Source organism: Priestia sp. YIM B13486 (assembly GCF_042787865.1).
GTDB lineage: Bacteria > Bacillota > Bacilli > Bacillales > Bacillaceae_H > Priestia > Priestia megaterium.
This window is the reverse complement of the sequence record NZ_JBHZOZ010000013.1, coordinates 69716-85522: the sequence shown is the minus strand read 5'-3', so window position 1 is coordinate 85522 and position 15807 is coordinate 69716. Positions and strand designations below refer to the sequence as shown.

At 35.3% G+C, this 15807-nt stretch carries 14 protein-coding genes and 2 pseudogenes; 9 read left to right on the top strand and 7 right to left on the bottom strand.

Annotated features, from left to right (window positions below):
* Positions 1-355: 355 nt before the first annotated feature.
* Positions 356-547 carry a hypothetical protein gene (locus tag ACFX4G_RS23990; RefSeq protein WP_013058411.1) on the bottom strand — a complete coding sequence of 64 codons (192 nt, stop codon included), beginning with the start codon at positions 545-547 and terminating at the stop codon, positions 356-358.
* Positions 548-1078: 531 nt separating this feature from the next.
* On the opposite strand from ACFX4G_RS23990, the gene ACFX4G_RS23985 reads away from it, so the two are divergent.
* On the top strand, positions 1079-1969 hold the full coding sequence (locus tag ACFX4G_RS23985; RefSeq protein WP_377577440.1) for a LysR family transcriptional regulator: 891 nt from the start codon (positions 1079-1081) through the stop codon (positions 1967-1969).
* A 350-nt stretch (positions 1970-2319) separates the two neighbouring features.
* Positions 2320-3522 (top strand): iron-containing alcohol dehydrogenase, encoded by a 1203-nt coding sequence (locus ACFX4G_RS23980; protein ID WP_098326180.1) that lies wholly within the window; start codon positions 2320-2322, stop codon positions 3520-3522.
* A gap of 180 nt (positions 3523-3702) precedes the next feature.
* Here ACFX4G_RS23980 and ACFX4G_RS23975 read toward each other — a convergent pair whose 3' ends face one another.
* Entirely contained in the window at positions 3703-4650 is a 948-nt protein-coding gene (locus tag ACFX4G_RS23975) for a DMT family transporter (RefSeq protein ID WP_013058408.1), read from the bottom strand.
* A 157-nt stretch (positions 4651-4807) separates the two neighbouring features.
* Between ACFX4G_RS23975 and ACFX4G_RS23970 the strand changes: the two genes are divergently transcribed.
* From ACFX4G_RS23970 to ACFX4G_RS23955, 4 genes and pseudogenes are all read left to right on the top strand, one after another.
* Positions 4808-5650, top strand: a complete 843-nt coding sequence (locus ACFX4G_RS23970; protein WP_097823079.1) for a TrmB family transcriptional regulator — start codon at positions 4808-4810, stop codon at positions 5648-5650.
* Positions 5651-6109: 459 nt separating this feature from the next.
* Positions 6110-7000, top strand: coding sequence for an N-acetylmuramic acid 6-phosphate etherase (murQ, locus tag ACFX4G_RS23965; protein WP_377568509.1), 891 nt, complete (start codon positions 6110-6112; stop codon positions 6998-7000).
* Between the two features lie 32 nt (positions 7001-7032).
* Positions 7033-8424 (top strand): annotated as a pseudogene (locus ACFX4G_RS23960) (PTS transporter subunit EIIC); the annotation flags it as partial.
* 78 nt (positions 8425-8502) lie between these two features.
* Complete coding sequence (locus tag ACFX4G_RS23955) at positions 8503-8985, top strand: PTS sugar transporter subunit IIA (RefSeq protein WP_377577474.1); 483 nt, start codon at positions 8503-8505, stop codon at positions 8983-8985.
* Positions 8986-9093: 108 nt separating this feature from the next.
* Here the strand turns inward: ACFX4G_RS23955 and bioC are convergent, their stop codons facing one another.
* From bioC to ACFX4G_RS23935, 4 genes are all read right to left on the bottom strand, one after another.
* Positions 9094-9918, bottom strand: coding sequence for a malonyl-ACP O-methyltransferase BioC (gene bioC, locus ACFX4G_RS23950; RefSeq protein WP_377568512.1), 825 nt, complete (start codon positions 9916-9918; stop codon positions 9094-9096).
* Complete coding sequence (locus ACFX4G_RS23945) at positions 9911-10657, bottom strand: alpha/beta fold hydrolase (RefSeq protein ID WP_377568515.1); 747 nt, start codon at positions 10655-10657, stop codon at positions 9911-9913. The genes bioC and ACFX4G_RS23945 overlap by 8 nt, the downstream gene beginning before the upstream one ends.
* Entirely contained in the window at positions 10654-11832 is a 1179-nt protein-coding gene (gene bioF / locus ACFX4G_RS23940; RefSeq protein ID WP_377577436.1) for an 8-amino-7-oxononanoate synthase, read from the bottom strand. The genes ACFX4G_RS23945 and bioF overlap by 4 nt, the downstream gene beginning before the upstream one ends.
* Before the next feature lie 311 nt (positions 11833-12143).
* The gene (locus ACFX4G_RS23935; protein WP_013084380.1) at positions 12144-12281 is read right to left on the bottom strand and encodes a hypothetical protein; all 138 of its coding nucleotides are present in this window, start codon (positions 12279-12281) and stop codon (positions 12144-12146) included.
* Positions 12282-12500: 219 nt separating this feature from the next.
* Between ACFX4G_RS23935 and ACFX4G_RS23930 the strand changes: the two are divergent.
* Positions 12501-12681 (top strand): annotated as a pseudogene (locus ACFX4G_RS23930) (cyclase).
* Between the two features lie 265 nt (positions 12682-12946).
* Here ACFX4G_RS23930 and ACFX4G_RS23925 read toward each other — a convergent pair.
* Positions 12947-13426: a hypothetical protein gene (locus tag ACFX4G_RS23925; protein ID WP_063672426.1), complete on the bottom strand. Its 480-nt coding sequence runs from the start codon at positions 13424-13426 to the stop codon at positions 12947-12949.
* 164 nt (positions 13427-13590) lie between these two features.
* Between ACFX4G_RS23925 and ACFX4G_RS23920 the strand changes: the two genes are divergently transcribed.
* Both ACFX4G_RS23920 and ACFX4G_RS23915 read left to right on the top strand, forming a co-directional pair.
* A complete protein-coding gene (locus ACFX4G_RS23920) occupies positions 13591-14406 on the top strand; it encodes a DUF2935 domain-containing protein (protein WP_013058397.1) in 816 nt (271 codons plus the stop codon).
* 697 nt (positions 14407-15103) lie between these two features.
* Positions 15104-15736 carry a TetR/AcrR family transcriptional regulator gene (locus ACFX4G_RS23915; RefSeq protein ID WP_055990508.1) on the top strand — a complete coding sequence of 211 codons (633 nt, stop codon included), beginning with the start codon at positions 15104-15106 and terminating at the stop codon, positions 15734-15736.
* The last annotated feature ends 71 nt before the right edge of the window (positions 15737-15807 follow it).

Here is a 15807-nt window from a genome sequence, read left to right as displayed (position 1 = left end):
ACTACTGTAAATTCAATTTTAACAAAAGCTACCTCTTTTGACTGGGAAGAGGTGGTCTTTTTCAATTTCTAGACTGGATAAGATATACTAAGTAAAAAAGCGTTTGAAAGTATTCTATAATATTTCCTAGTTTCTAAGAAATGTTGCCCAAACAAAAAAGGACATTTCTTCTATGTCCTGTTCCCTCGTATCAGCCCCGCCTACGCTAAATACTATGACAGCCACTCATGCCATCCAACCTATACTTAGTATAAACGAAAGCGTTTACAAAGTATAGGTATTAATGAAATATTCTGTCTATTTTTATATGAAACTTATCTATTTCGAAAAATATCAAATATGATAGGTGACGTTTTTAATGTCTGGAGATTAACTCACTCATTAATCTGTTTAAAGCAATGTGTAATATATCATGTTCTGTATACTCTTGTTCAAAAGCTAGACTTCTTTTTTCTTTTTTCTTCAGCAACTTTTTAATTTCATCACATAAATAAATTTGAGAATCCAAAAGTTTTATTTCTTTTCTATCCTTTATTTGTTTAGACATGAAATCAACTCCTTTATGATTCTTTAAGGAACTATTCTATTTTAAAAAGTAAAATCCTTCTTCTATTACATCGGAATAACGTAATAGGGTTTATCAGAAGGAATCATCTTAGATTAGAGAAAAATGGATCCTGTTTTTTGCTTTTCAGAATTGAATATGTTTTTATAATTTGAGCAACCTACTCAAGCTGCCATAAGATATCATTAGATAAAGTCGTGAAACAGAAAAACCTACCTTTTTAACAGAAAAGAGGTAGGTCTTTTCTGTTTTCACTCTGTATATCGCGTTCAATCTGAGTTACTATAATCATTTTTAAAGGAACCAATCAAGTAGAAGAACCCTTGGATCAGTTCTGTTCACTGTCCAGGGTTCTTTTTCCGGAATAAGCAGCTTTGCATCATACATTCTTGATATGCAAACGTTTCTCTGAGAAGCGAGTAGTGAGAGACATTACGCTTACAAGCAGCACGAGTGAAATGATATATTTAGAATAATAATATTATTGGTGAAAATGATTTAGGAGAGAAAACTATGGAACTCAAACAGTTAAAAATTTTTCAAGTTGCTGCTCGAGAACTAAACTTTACTCGAACAGCTGAAATCCTTCACTATGCTCAATCAAGTGTAACAGCTCAGATTAAATCTCTTGAGGAAGAACTTGCTGTCCAACTTTTTGACCGGTTAGGGAAGCGAGTTATCTTAACTGACGCTGGAAAGCGCTTTAAGCTATATACGGACAAGGTGCTTGATTTAACCGAAGAGGCAAAGGAGACTGTAGGTGGGAGTGAAGAGCCTAGTGGGACGTTAACAATATGTGCTTCAGAAACCCAATGCACCTATCGCTTACCAGCTTTGCTGAAACTATTTCAAGCTCGTTTTCCAAAGATAAAACTGATTTTTCGACCTGGAATTTCTGAAAATGATTTTGAGGATTTACTTGCTCAAGGTCTCATAGATGCTGTTTTAATATCTATGACTCGCATTAACTCGGACAAGCTGATTGCCGAGAAGCTTGTCGCGGAACCTATTGTTATAGTAAGTCCGCTGAATCATCCTTTAGCCGATAAATCTGAAGTAAGACCCGCGGACCTGAATGGTCAGCCGCTGCTTTTTACTGAGAAATGCGATTATCGAAATATATTTGAGGCATCACTTGTTGATGCAGCCGTTCAACCGTTATGTGATCTTGAACTTGGTGATATAGAGGCCATTAAAAAATGTGTAATAGCTGGAATTGGAATAGCGGCATTACCTAAGCTAGCAGTGGAGAAGGAAATAGAGGAAGGGAGTATGAGTGTATTAAGATGGAAAGGTCCAGAGTTTCCAATTGTAACTCAGCTGGTCTGGCATAAAGACAAATGGGTATCTCCAGCTTTGAGTGCTTTTTTAGACGTAGCTAGAGAAGTAATACTGGATCGTTAAGGGGATTAGTATTTGAATCTATTTTTATTGAACGTCAAGATTGGTTTGCATAAATAAATTGATTACATATTATAGAGGTTACTAATCGGTTTTTTAGATAGTAACAATCTAAATATTCATCTGTAATGATTGGGGCGGGGCTTGTATTATATATGATAAGAAGTTTGTTGGATATACATATAGTTTATTTATGTTCTCTACTACATTACTATTCTGTATGTGTATTGTCTAAACTACCATAAATATAAGTTACCCGCAGCCTAACAGTTGAATCTACTAATTGTAGAGGTAGAGAAGGTTAAAATTTAATTAAGATATGTATTTGATTTTAGATAATGGGAGGGGTATAAATGAAATCCTATAACTATTTTTGTTCTACTCAAATTGAGGTAGGGATGGGAAAAGCTAAAGAATTGCCAGAAATGCTAAAATCCCTAAATATTGGTTCATCCATTTTAATTGTGAGTGATCCAGGTGTGGTCCGTACAGGACTAGTTTCACCAATTATAACGGCCCTGGAGGCTTCTGGATATCGAGTATTGTTATTCGACTCCATTGAACAAAATCCTCGAGATAAGAATTGCTTGGAAGGTGCTAAATTATTTCGTGACTTTGGTGCAGATGCAGTTGTTGCCATTGGTGGTGGAAGTGCAATGGATACTGGAAAAGCTATTGCACTGTGCGGTCCAAACGGCGGGGAACCATCTGACTATGCAGACGGCCGACTCCTGTATTCAAACATTGCACCAGTTATTTGTATTCCAACTACTTCAGGCACGGGATCAGAAGTTACTCGTTCTGCTGTTATTACGGAAGCATCTACACACCGAAAGATGACACTCAAACATAGTTTGTTAAGACCTGTCTTGGCGATTCTTGATCCTGAACTAACATTCAGTCTTCCGCCTTCTGTTACTGCCGCTACTGGCATTGATGCACTCGTTCATGCGATTGAAGGTTATACATGTAAAGTAACAAATCCTATTTCACAAGCGCTCGGAGCTCAAGCAATGAGAACCATTGTTTCGGCATTGCCTATCGTTTTCCGCGATGGCAAAAATGAAGCGGCTCGTCAAGATATGCTGGAAGGAAGTCTCTTAGCAGGCCTTTGTTTTGGATCTGCAGATGTTGCCTCGGTACACTGCTTAGCAGAAGCGCTTGGAGGACTTTATGATACCCCGCATGGAGTTGCCAATGCAGTATTTTTACCATATGTATTAAGGTTCAATTCTATGGAGAATAAGCAATTACATGCGACATTAGCAAGGTATATGAGCTTTGCCAAGGACTCAGATTCAGATGAAATAGCTGTTGAAAAATTAATTCAAGGAATTATAGAATTAACAGAATCATTAAACATTCCTAAATTGAAAGATTTAGAGGGTGTAAAGAAAGAAGATTTTCCCAGCATTGTAAGGTTGGCCATGCAAAATAACTCAACATCAAGTAACGTCCGTTTAATTACCGAGGGCGATTACATGCAAATTCTTGAACAAGCTTACTTTAACCGTGTAGATCAAAATTGGGATTCTGAAGTAGAGAACTTAAATTAAAAGATAAAGATTAAATACTGGCCCCCAATCATCAGGCTGTGTCTAACGATTGGGGGCCAGTTTATAAATAGTATCTATTTATTTTTAATCAGAAGATACGTAATACCAGTTTTTGTGTACTTTTTTATTGAAAATAAAAAGCCCTACTTTGACTGAGGACTTTTTTTAGGTTTATACTTTTTACTTATTTTCTAAAACATACTTTTTCCTCGTTTCCCTCATGCTCAAAACTACACCCAAAAGTACAATGATTCCACCAATAAATTGGTTTATGCCTACCACTTCATGAAGGAGTAGAACAGAAAATAACACACCAAAAATAGGAACAAGATTCATCAGCGTCATCGCAGAACTAGAAGATAATTTGCGTAATCCAAAATTATATAATAAAAAAGCGATAACCGAGCAGAAAACGCCTAGGTACAATAAGGTTAGAAATGATCGTATATCTGGTGTTTGCCAGCTTGACTTCTCTATAAAGGCTAATGGAATAAACGTAATAGCTCCCGCCAAAGTTTGATAAAAAGAGATAGTAATCATGGAATATTTTTTGACAACTTTACGAGTTGTGAAGTTATAGAGAGCAAAAATAAAACCTGCTACAATTAATATAATATTACCAATTAATTGCTTATCATCTGTCTGAGTTTCAGGACTATAGGATATTTGATATACACCTATCATCGCTACTCCAATTCCTAGGGCCTTTACCCATGATGTCTTTTTTCTAAAAAAAAGAAATTCCATCAAAACCGTTATAGCAGGATACGACGCTACAATAATAGCGGCATTAGATGCTGTTGTTAGTTCAACTCCTATGTTCTCCAGAGAAAAATAAAGGGTAGTACCTAGTACACCACTCATAGACATTAACCCCATATCTTTGAATGAAGGCTTTGTTTTATCTTTCCTGATTAAGAGAATAAGCCCTAAAATAACAGCAGCTATAACAAAACGAGCCGCTCCTAATGTAAGGGGTGGAAAAGAGGTATAGGCTATTTTTGTTCCAACAAACGATGTACTCCATAGAAGGACGGCTATTACGGAAGCGCTTATGTATAAACCATTTCCACTTCTAACCTTTCTTATTTTTAAGCTTTCTTGTTGTTTCGCTATCATTGTATCCATTATTACACCTCCAAGTAGGATTAAAAACTATATAGTAGCTACTTTTGTAGCAACTAGAATTAAATTATAATTTTTAACCCAAACTGTCAAGGGTACTAATGGTATACTTAATTTAAAATTATTGACTTTATCCGGGTATTATCAAGGAGGACCAATCATGACACTAGATATAATAAAAATTTTGAAAGATGTAAATTTTACTGAATATGAGGCAAAAGCATATTTAGCTTTACTAGAAAAATCTCCTCTTTCAGGGTATGCTATTTCGTTAAATTCTGGAGTGCCAAGATCTAAAATTTATGAAGTATTAGGAGGACTAGTGGATCGAGGAGAAGTCATGATCAGTCATGAAAATCCCGCTCTATATACACCGTTACCTCCTAATGAATTAATCAACTTGAAAAAACGTAAAGCTGAATCCTCGTTTGAAGTAGCTGAAGAAGCTCTCGAAAATTATTCTTATGTATCTTTAAACAGAGAAAACATCTGGAACATTACAGGTTATGAGCCTATACTAAATCGTACAAAGGAAGCTATAAAAGAAGCTACAGGGCGTATTCTATTGGAAATATGGGCAGAAGATGCCCAGGAACTAAAAGAAGAATTACAAGTAGCAGCCAAAAGAGGCGTAGAAATTTTAATTGTATCCTATGGAGATTTAGTATTTGACTTTGCGCAGGTTCATCAGCATGATGCAAGCGAAGAAATAACCAATGAATATGGCGGACGATGGATTGTTCTAAGTGCTGATGATCGAGAAGTAGTTGCAGGTATATTATCACTTGGTAAGGATAGCCGTGCTGCCTGGACGATGCATCCGGGATTAGTTATGCCAATTACAGAAGTTATCATTCACGACTTGTATATCTATGAAATGATGAAAAAACATCGAGAGATCCTAGAGTCAAGCTTTGGTCCGAACCTTATTGAACTTCGTAATCGATTTAAATTTAACTCATCAGGTTATAGCGTAGCAGCAAAATTAGGTTTGATTAAATAGCCAGTATTAATGCATATATACTAATAATAAAATTACTTATCATATGATTTTTGGATAAACTACTCAATATAGATGAAGCATTATTTGGCTACCTTTTAATAAACAGAAAAACTACTGATTAAGGTCAGTAGTTTTTCTGTTTATTAAAAGGTGTATCGTATACATCTTTAGTTACCATAATGGCCTATTTAGGAACGTATGTAAAAAAGAATCCTTACTGCAGTAGGCAAGGAGTCAGTATTGGTATAAGAAATGCTTGATCTTTATACGGCGAGAGTTGTCTTATTTACTAAGATTTAGTCATATGATGTTTGTTTAAAGTCACATATTACTATAGTTTTTTTTTTTTTTTGAAATTTAATTTTAACATTTTAAAATAATTGTTGAAATTAAATTTCAAAAACGTTATTCTGTATTTGAGAACGATTTCAAACAAAAACCAAGATAGGATGATAAGAAATGCTTGAACATTTAACTACTGAGACTCGTAATGAAAAAACAATGAATCTGGATGAAATGTCCATTTTTGATTTTCTTACAACCATGAATGAAGAAGATGAAAAAGTTGCGAGTGCGATAAAAAAAGAACTTCCTTCTATTGCGAAAGCTGTAGAAGCTATTATAAAAGCTAAAAAACAAGGTGGTCGTCTTATTTATATAGGAGCAGGAACCAGTGGCCGCATCGGCTTGCTAGATGCTGTTGAGTGTCCACCTACATTTGGTACAAACCCAGATGAAGTAATAGGCTTAATTGCTGGCGGGGAAAAAGCCTTTATCAAAGCAGTAGAAGGGGCAGAAGATAGTAAAGAGTTAGGCATGGAAGACTTACAAAACATTCACCTTACTAAGATGGACATTGTTGTGGGGATCGCAGCAAGTGGGCGTACACCTTATGTCATTGGAGCATTAGAATATGCTAACTCAATTGAAGCTCAAACAGTAGCAGTTAGTTGCAATAAAGGTTCTGATATTGGAAAAGTAGCAAACATTGCAATTGAAGTAGTAAATGGTCCTGAAGTATTAACAGGTTCTACTCGCTTGAAAGCTGGAACAGCACAAAAATTGGTTTGTAACATGCTTTCGACAGCTTCTATGGTAGGTATCGGAAAAGTGTATGGAAATCTAATGGTAGACGTTCAGCTGACGAATGAAAAGCTCGTAGAGCGCGCAAAACGAATTGTGATGGAAGCAACTTCATGCACGTATGATACGGCAGAAGAGTACTTAGCAAAAGCAAATTGTAATTCTAAGGTTGCTATAGTCATGATTTTAACAGGACTTTCATATGAGGAATCTTTACATCGTTTAGAACAAACACAAGGATTTATCCGTCAAGCAATCGTGAATTAAGTAGCGAAAATATAAGGGAGATGGGAACAACTATGAGTAAACATCATCAAACAGCTAAAGAACTGCTTCAAGCTCTTGGAGGAAGTTCTAATATAGCGAATTATACACACTGTATGACAAGACTCCGAGTCACCCCAGTGAATCATAATAAAATTGATGAAGCGAGTATAAAACAAGTGAAAGGAGTGGTAGGGGTTGTCGATGATGATACGTATCAAATTATTCTAGGACCAGGAGTAGTTACTAAAGTTGCTGAACAATTTGGTATTGTACTTCAAGAAGATTCTGCAGCTCCTTCATCTGAAGATTTGACTTCAAAAGGTGCAGATATGAAGTCTGAGCTAAAAAAGAAAAACAATACGCCATTCAAAAATTTTTTACGAAAAGTTGGAAGCATTTTCATACCTCTAATCCCAGCATTCGTAGGTGCAGGTTTAATAGCTGGTATTGCCTCTATTTTAGCAAATAGCATAACTGCAGGAGATCTTGATAGAGACACTTGGCAACAATACGTTACGATTCTTAATGTGATTAAAAATGCAATCTTCAGCTATTTAGTTATTTATGTAGGTATTAACGCAGCAAAAGAGTTTGGGGCTACCCCGGCCCTAGGTGGGGTTATCGGAGGTATTACCCTTTTAACGGGAGTTACAGAAGAGTTTCCTATTATGAATATCTTTACTGACCAGCCTCTAACTGCTGGACAAGGTGGGGTTATCGGAGTTTTGATTGCTGTATGGTTACTCTCATTTTTAGAAAAATTCTTACGTAGATTTATTCCCGATGCAATCGATATTATTGTTACACCTACAATTGCTCTTCTAATTGTCGGATTGCTAACGATTTTCTTTATTATGCCTTTTGCAGGTCTAATTTCTAGTAATTTAATTGGTGGAATAGATTGGACACTTGAACGTGGAGGGGTTTTTGCAGGTTTTGTACTAGGAGTGGCATTTTTACCATTGGTAATGCTAGGTCTGCATCAAGTATTAATCCCTATTCATATTGAAATGATTAACACAGCTGGTATGACCATCTTGCTTCCGATTCTTGCAATGTCTGGTGCTGGACAAATAGGTGCAACTTTAGCACTTTGGGTTCGTTGTCGTAAAAATAAATCACTTGTTACCATTATTAAAGGGGCTCTTCCTGTCGGAATATTAGGTATTGGAGAACCACTTATTTACGGAGTTATTCTTCCATTAGGACGCCCCTTCATTACTGCTTGTATCGGTGGAGGAATTGGAGGAGCTGTAATTGGAATGTTCGGAAATGTTGGTTCCATTGCTATCGGTCCATCCGGTCTAGCTTTAATTCCATTAATTGCTCACGGTTTATGGCTGAAATATATCATCGGCTTACTTGCAGGATATGCTGGAGGATTCATCTGCACATATTTCTTTGGCATACCAAAAGAGGCTATTACAGAAGGCTCTAATAACAAAGAAGTACCTGAAGCGAAGACAAAGACTGAAGTTGCTGCAACAGGTGAGAAAAAAGAAATGAACTACACAACTTTAGGAAGCGCATTCAAACTTCCGTTTGATGGATATATTATGCCTCTAGAAGAAGTCCCTGATGCCGTTTTTTCTTCAAAGATGATGGGAGATGGTTTTGCCATCGAACCAACTAATAATATTCTTGTTTCTCCTATAAATGGGGAGGTTGTTAGCATCTTTCCTACAAAACATGCCATAGGTCTAAAAACAGATCAAGGTCTAGAGTTATTAATTCACGTAGGGTTAGAAACAGTGAACTTGAATGGGAAAGGGTTTACATGTCTAATTAAAGAGGGAGAAAAGGTTACACAAGGAACCCCGCTTTTAAAAATAGACCTAAACTACATTAAAGAAAATGCTAAATCACTTGTTACACCAATCATTTTTACAAATTTATCTGAACATATTCAAATACAGTTATTAAAAACAGGGTACAATGAGCAAGGTATAACAAATATTATTGAGTTAGTTTCTAAAAAACAGTAAGTTAATTAAATCTAATTGATTATTTAAGGGTACTTTTCTAAATAGAAGAGTACCCTTTTTTACTGGCGGCAATCCATCACTTCTAGAGAGTAACCAGGTCAGGATTAGCTATTGGTTCGTTTTTGTAATATTAAACATTAAGCAATGATAGGTTGCTTTTACGCCATTTTCGTCACGATGATTATTTTCATATAAATTGATTAACTGACGAAAAAACGAAGGGCGCTGACAGTAGCTTTCCTCGTTACTATTACTTGCTCCAATTTTTTTTATTGATGTAAAAAATGCCTGAACCGTCGGAAAGTATTGAACCTCTAGTTTCTCCATTTTTGATAGTTTAAATGGATGCTCTCTCAATGGAATTAATGCTCGTTCACAAATTTGAGACAACTCTTCAAGAGAAAAAAACGATTGGCCAGGTGAACTGTTACTGAAAAGACCAAGCTTTTGTTTCGCATGACTGTAGCATGAATGAAGCTCTTCAAATGTACGATTACCAAAGGTTGAAAATAGCAGGCTGCCTGTAGGCTTAAGTTGTTTATACAATTTTTTTATTGTCGTATGAAGACTATTAAACCACTGAAATGTTGCATTCGAAATAATAAGGTCATAACGTCTTTCTATACTTACCTCCTCGATATCTCCGCATATGAATGAAACTCGATCTTCCATTACTTTTTTCTTTGCTAACTCAATCATTCCTGATGACAAATCAACTGCTGTAATAGCAGCCTTAGGAAATTGTTCGCACAATAATTGTGTTAAATAACCCGTGCCGCAGCCAACTTCAAGAATAGCTATTTTCTGGTTAAAGAAATTAGTGGGAAGCTGATCTATTAACTGGTTTGCCATGCTTTTTTGTACATCGGCATAAGCATCATAAGTTTTAGCATGATTATTGAACCTTTTCTTTAAAAGTTGCTTATTAATCATAAATGAGCTCCTTTTCGAGAAATTTTTCTATAAGTTGCGTACATTGCTGAGGCTTCGTAAAAAAAGGAATATGACCAGCTTTTTCTAGAATGCACAGCTGCGCTTTTCCACCAATTCTTTCAGCTATGAAAGAAGAAGACTCAGGTAAACATATTTGATCATCTCTTCCATGGATCAACAAACAAGGAGTTTGAATTTGATTTAGTTGCATTCTAACATCTTTTTGAAGTAAATAATCCAGCCCTGTAAGGAGGGAGTACATACTGTCTCCTTGATAATCACGCTGAGCAACTTCCATAAATTGATGATGAAATTCTTCTTCTTTTTCAGATTTAGTGAACATAGCGTTATAAAATGCAGTAAGGGTTTTTTCTTTATTACACTGTACTTGTTTTTTCATACGTTCCACGATGCGCTGTTCCCATCCAAATGTATTATGCATGTCGTTTGTAAAGCGACTAGTTCCGCCAATTAATATGAGTCCTTCTATCTTGTTAGGGTATAAACTTGCAAGTTCAAGCGTTACAAGGGAACCTAATGACCAACCCATTAAATAAACAGTACCTTGAGTAGAAGTAAGCAATTGGATTGCTCGTTCTCTAAAGTCACTTAGTTCTTTTACACCTCTCCAGTCTGTACACAAAACGTTACATATAGTAGACAATGGTTTTATGATTGGATGAAACGCTGCTTTTTCCATTCCCCATCCGGGAAATATTATAATAGTGGCTTGTTTCATTGAATCACACTCATTTCTTTTCCAATTAGAGAAATTCTCTTTATGGCCCAATTTAAATCTTCTCGAGTATGATCAGCTGTTACAGTAAAACGAATTCTTGCTTTATTTTCAGGAACAGTAGGAGGCCTAACTGCAATAGCAGCAATTCCTTCTTTCTGTAAACGCTCTGCAAACTGCATTGTTATTTTGTTTTCTCCCGTCAAAATTGGAATGATTTGAGATTGACTCTTGCATGTGTTAAATCCTTCGTATGTAAGGGCCTTCCTGAAAAATAGTGCATGTTGTTGAAGAAGTGCGCGACGCTCTGTGTCTTGTTGCACCTTTTCAATTGCAGCCGTTATTGCACCGAGTATAGCAGGGGGAAGAGCAGTTGAATAAATGAATCCTCGCATTCTATTTTTAAAATAATCTATGAGCCACTGTTTTCCGGTAACATAAGCTCCAAATGACCCTAGCGCTTTACTAAACGTTCCCATTTGAATATCAATTTTATCTTGCAGATTGAGAAAATGCGCATATCCTTCACCATTTCTTCCGTATATACCGCTTGCATGAGCCTCATCAACCATTAGTAGGGCGTTATACTGCTCTTTTAATTTAACAAGCTCCTTGAGCTTGGCGAAATCACCATCCATGCTGAAAACAGTATCTGTTACAATTAACTTCCGTGACTCCAAGGGAACTTTTTTTAATAAATTTTCTAGGTGGTTCATATCGTTATGGCGATAGCGCTGAAGTTTTGCACGGCTCAGTAGGGCCCCATCAATGATACTTGCATGATTTAACTTATCGCTGAAGATGAAGCCATTACGCGGAACCAAGGCTGAGATGATTCCTAGGTTTGCATTATAACCACTATTGATAATAAGTCCTGCCTCAGCTTTTTTCCAATTAACAAGTGCTCTTTCTGCTTTCTCGTAAAGAGAGTGATTTCCTACTATTAAGCGTGAAGCTGTTGCTCCTATTCCATATGTCATCACAGCATCACTCATTGTTTTCTTCAGCCCCTTATCTCCTGCGTAGCCTAAATAGTTATTAGAGGCAAGGTTCAACATCCTATGTCCATTGACTGTAAGCCATGGTTCTTCAGCAAATTCTGTAGTAACAAGGTGCCGTTTTTGAAAAATCTCATCTAAATAGGCAAGTTCTCTCTTAATATCTTCTTCCCAATACAATGCACTTTCACCACCGAAAATAAATATATGTTAACTTTTATTAATATAAAGTTAACAATTATATCTAATCACGCCTTTAGAATAGTGTCAAGATAAAATAATTTAAAGAAGAGATACTAGATAATTGTCTCCACATAGCTTCCTACAGTTCATTTTTTTGATCTTATGAGTACACATGTAACTTACTTCGGTACTTAAATAAAACGTAAAGAATCAATATTTTGTCCACTACTCGTATTTATTAATTAACATCTTTTCTTAATGAAAAAAGCTGCCAAACAGGCAGCTAATAATACAGCTCTAATTTTCTTTTAAGGTTTTGCGTTGCCCGGAGGCTTATTAGTTGGAAAGATTGCTTTTTCCACGTCTTCTGCTGCGATTACTGGATCTACCGTATTGCTAGTTGATTTGCCTTTTTGACTATTGCCTTTATCGCGTTTCTGACTCATTTTTAAATCTCCCTTCAATATATAGTTACACTGTTAAGATGAGTTAATAGAGCGGAGCTTATTCAACCCATTGTCCTTTTTAAATAACATTCTAGAACTTGAAATTTCTTTTACCAGGACCTATCAGACAATATGCTTCCTTAGATAGTTAGATCGGGAATTTGTTTTCTTAAACCGAATATATATTAGGTAATTAAAATAAAGTAAGGTGGATTAGACATGGATAAAAGAGTCATTTTTGACTTTGAAGTCGATTTTACTAATGGCGGTGGAATACAAGGGCAGGAATTTCGTCTCGATATTGAGGCTGCTGATGGTGGGTAAGGTAAGGATACTGAACAAAAAAATTATTAGTGAGAAACATAAACGAAAACCTGCCGAGGAAGATAGTGAAAAATAAAACAATTATATGTTATTTGTTTTAATCACATATGCATAGTAAAAAAAGAAGTTACCAAAAGGTGACTTCTTTTTTTACTTAACCTTATTTTCACTCTTTTTAAGCCTTAAGACATAGGGTTCATTAGCTTCCCGAGGTAACTACATAGTATCTAAAAAATCATAATTCCACTTAGCAATCAGTATCTATTTCATTAATGTTTTTCTTTAATATACTCCCATTTATAGACATTTTGTTTTGTTTTTTGTATCTTAGACTGCAAAATTTATAAGGACGAATTCTTTGATAGATGGCAACACTTTTCATAAACAATCTGAAACCCATACAGCACAAACGTTTTTATTAAAAAAACAATGGATAATTGAAATCTAGTCAACCGGGCTAAAGAGACGTATCCTATTTTTTTTAACCATTTTAGTCCGAAGTAAGTAAAAAAAGAATCAATAAGTATATTTACTAAAAGATATAAGTTGAACTTTCCGTAAGTATATTTTAATATCCACAAAGCTCCAACTAAAAAGGGGCCAAATATTAACGGTAATTCTGCTAGAACATTGGGCTTGATGGAGTACGGAAACCACCACCATTTTTTCTTCTCTGCAAACCTGCCTTCGGCAATAAGATATAAACTCATAAAAAGACTTCCTGGAAGGAATCTTTTTAGCGTTCTTTTACCAATAAACGGAATACTAAGCCAAGGTAAAATGGTCATTAAAATGATTAGCAATTTCTCTTTTTTCTTCAAATGATATTCTCCCTTTTTAAAAATATGGATATGTATATATATTCCCTTTTTCGTGAGTGTTTATGTGATGAAATAAGAGATCCTGTTTTTTATTACTTTGGTTCATTTCTTCTAAAGCTTCTAATAAACATGTAGTAATAAGAAAACCGAAGGGGGAGCTAGTAATGATTTCATTATGGGAGGAACATTTATTTTGGTTAGAAATAATTCAGGACCATACTTATTTTGTTCGAGATCACTTATCGGTGAAGGAAGCCGAATACGTCCGAACAGCTAAGCAATATATTCATTTGTTTGATGACTTGCTAAAACAACTGAACTATTTATCCCCTGATGTTATGCATAACGATCCTGCATTAATAGAATTCTCAAGAAAGGCCTGGCCAATTGCCAAAGGGTATTTTGATTTTGAAGGGTCTCTTCAGGCTCTTCGAATTGAAAACGCAGTGAATCTAAACTTATCTCCTACTTATCTTAATGGTACGTTAAGTGAAAATCAGGAATATTTAAGATTTCTATCTTATTTAGTACAAGGAAAGGAGCCTGTTCCTCTTAGCTTAGTCAAATTAATGGATTTATGGCTGGAAGATCAGCTTGGACATGCAGTTTTGTTTAAAAACCTGCTTGACCCGATTGAGATTATGATATCTAAACAAGCGGATTCATATATCGGAAAGTTTCAAACATTCATTGTGCAAAACCATCATTTAAAAGGTTATTTACGATTTAAGCAGCCAGGTTTTGCAAGACAAACAGAGTTTGCCTTAGAAGTAGGGAAAACCACTATTGAAATGAGCCGGTTTGTTTATGCTATGACCGAAAAATATAAGGAGAACAAGCTTTTAAATAAGGAAACGTTAAGGTTTCTGATACATCATTTCCCTGAGACTTGTTATTTCATTAAAAAATTGAGTTATTACGCTCCCGAATTGCAGCAAGAAGCCAACCAATGCTCATTAAGAAGAATTTCTTATCTTTAAGATAAGCTAAAACATTTCATAGGACCTAAATCCATTCCTATTTTATATTTCTGTAAGCTTTATTTATAGGCATATAAAAGAAGAGATTGAGACATAACTATATCCATTCAATCTAAAGATGAACAAATGGGATAAATGAGCTAGTAGAGATCATTTGTTACACGGAAATCAACAGCTAGAAGAAACAGCATATATGAAACCTACGTTTACCCTACCAATGAAAAAATCCAAACGCGTTTGATTCTTAATCAAGAATCAAACGCGTTTGGATCTTCCTTGAACAAAAATACTTTTGCCCCAGTCTCTGCTTTTTGAGTAGTTTGCTATGTAAAAGCTGCCTCAATAGTCCAATCTCCAGCTTATTTATAAAAACCCAGTACTTTTTACATCGTCAGTTATATCTTTTAGTTCTTTTTCTTTCATTACAAAAGATTTTGCTCTTACGTTAACGCCATCCATATCTAACAACCAAATGATTCGTTCTTAGTCAGTTTTTGATATTGACAGATTGATTATATTTTGTGAGACTTAATATACATAATGTTCATTAGTTTACATCATGTGCAGAATGTATGTTGTTGATACAGGGTAGTTTAATTTAAATAGTCAATCATCAGAAAAGGCCTAAATGGCTGCACCTATACAAGTCATAATCATATGCCTGAGACTCAATAAAAGTTATACAAGGAGACGAACAATGTCTAAAAAAGCAAAAGTAGATCCTAGGATAAAAAGAACAAATAAATACTTAAGAGACGCTTTAGTTGAACTTCTTAAAGAGAAAGACGTTACATCCATTACGATTCAAGAAATTACGGAAAAAGCGGAATTAACGCGGGGAACCTTTTATTTGCATTATCAAGATAAGCAAGACTTTCTCATGCAGAGTATGAATGAAGTTCTAGAAGAGCTAATAGAGAAAGTGAAACCAAAACAAAATAATGAGGATTCTTCAGAAGTAGAAGAAAAAAATGAATCCGTTTCTTTCTTAAAGCTTTTCGAATTCATCTATGACCATGCCGATTATTTTAAAGTCATGCTAAGTGATCGAGGATTACCTCAATTTAGAAGTCATATGACGGAAATTGTAAAGAAAAGAGTGTATGGAGAGCTAATCTCTTCGATTGGAGAAGCAGAGGATGGACTTGATATCCCTAAAGATATCCTGATTAGCTATATCACATCAGCTCATATAGGTGTCATTTGTTCTTGGTTAGAAAGTGATATGAAATTTAGCCCTGCATTTATGGCTGAAAAATTAACCAGTCTAACACTTTTAGGGCCAATTCGAGTGGCAGGTTTAGAAAATAAAATAAAGCTTCCTTACTGAAGCTTTATTTTTTAGTTTGTTCAAATGCGGATAAATATCTTTCTTCTTTACCATAGCTACTGTGATGGTTG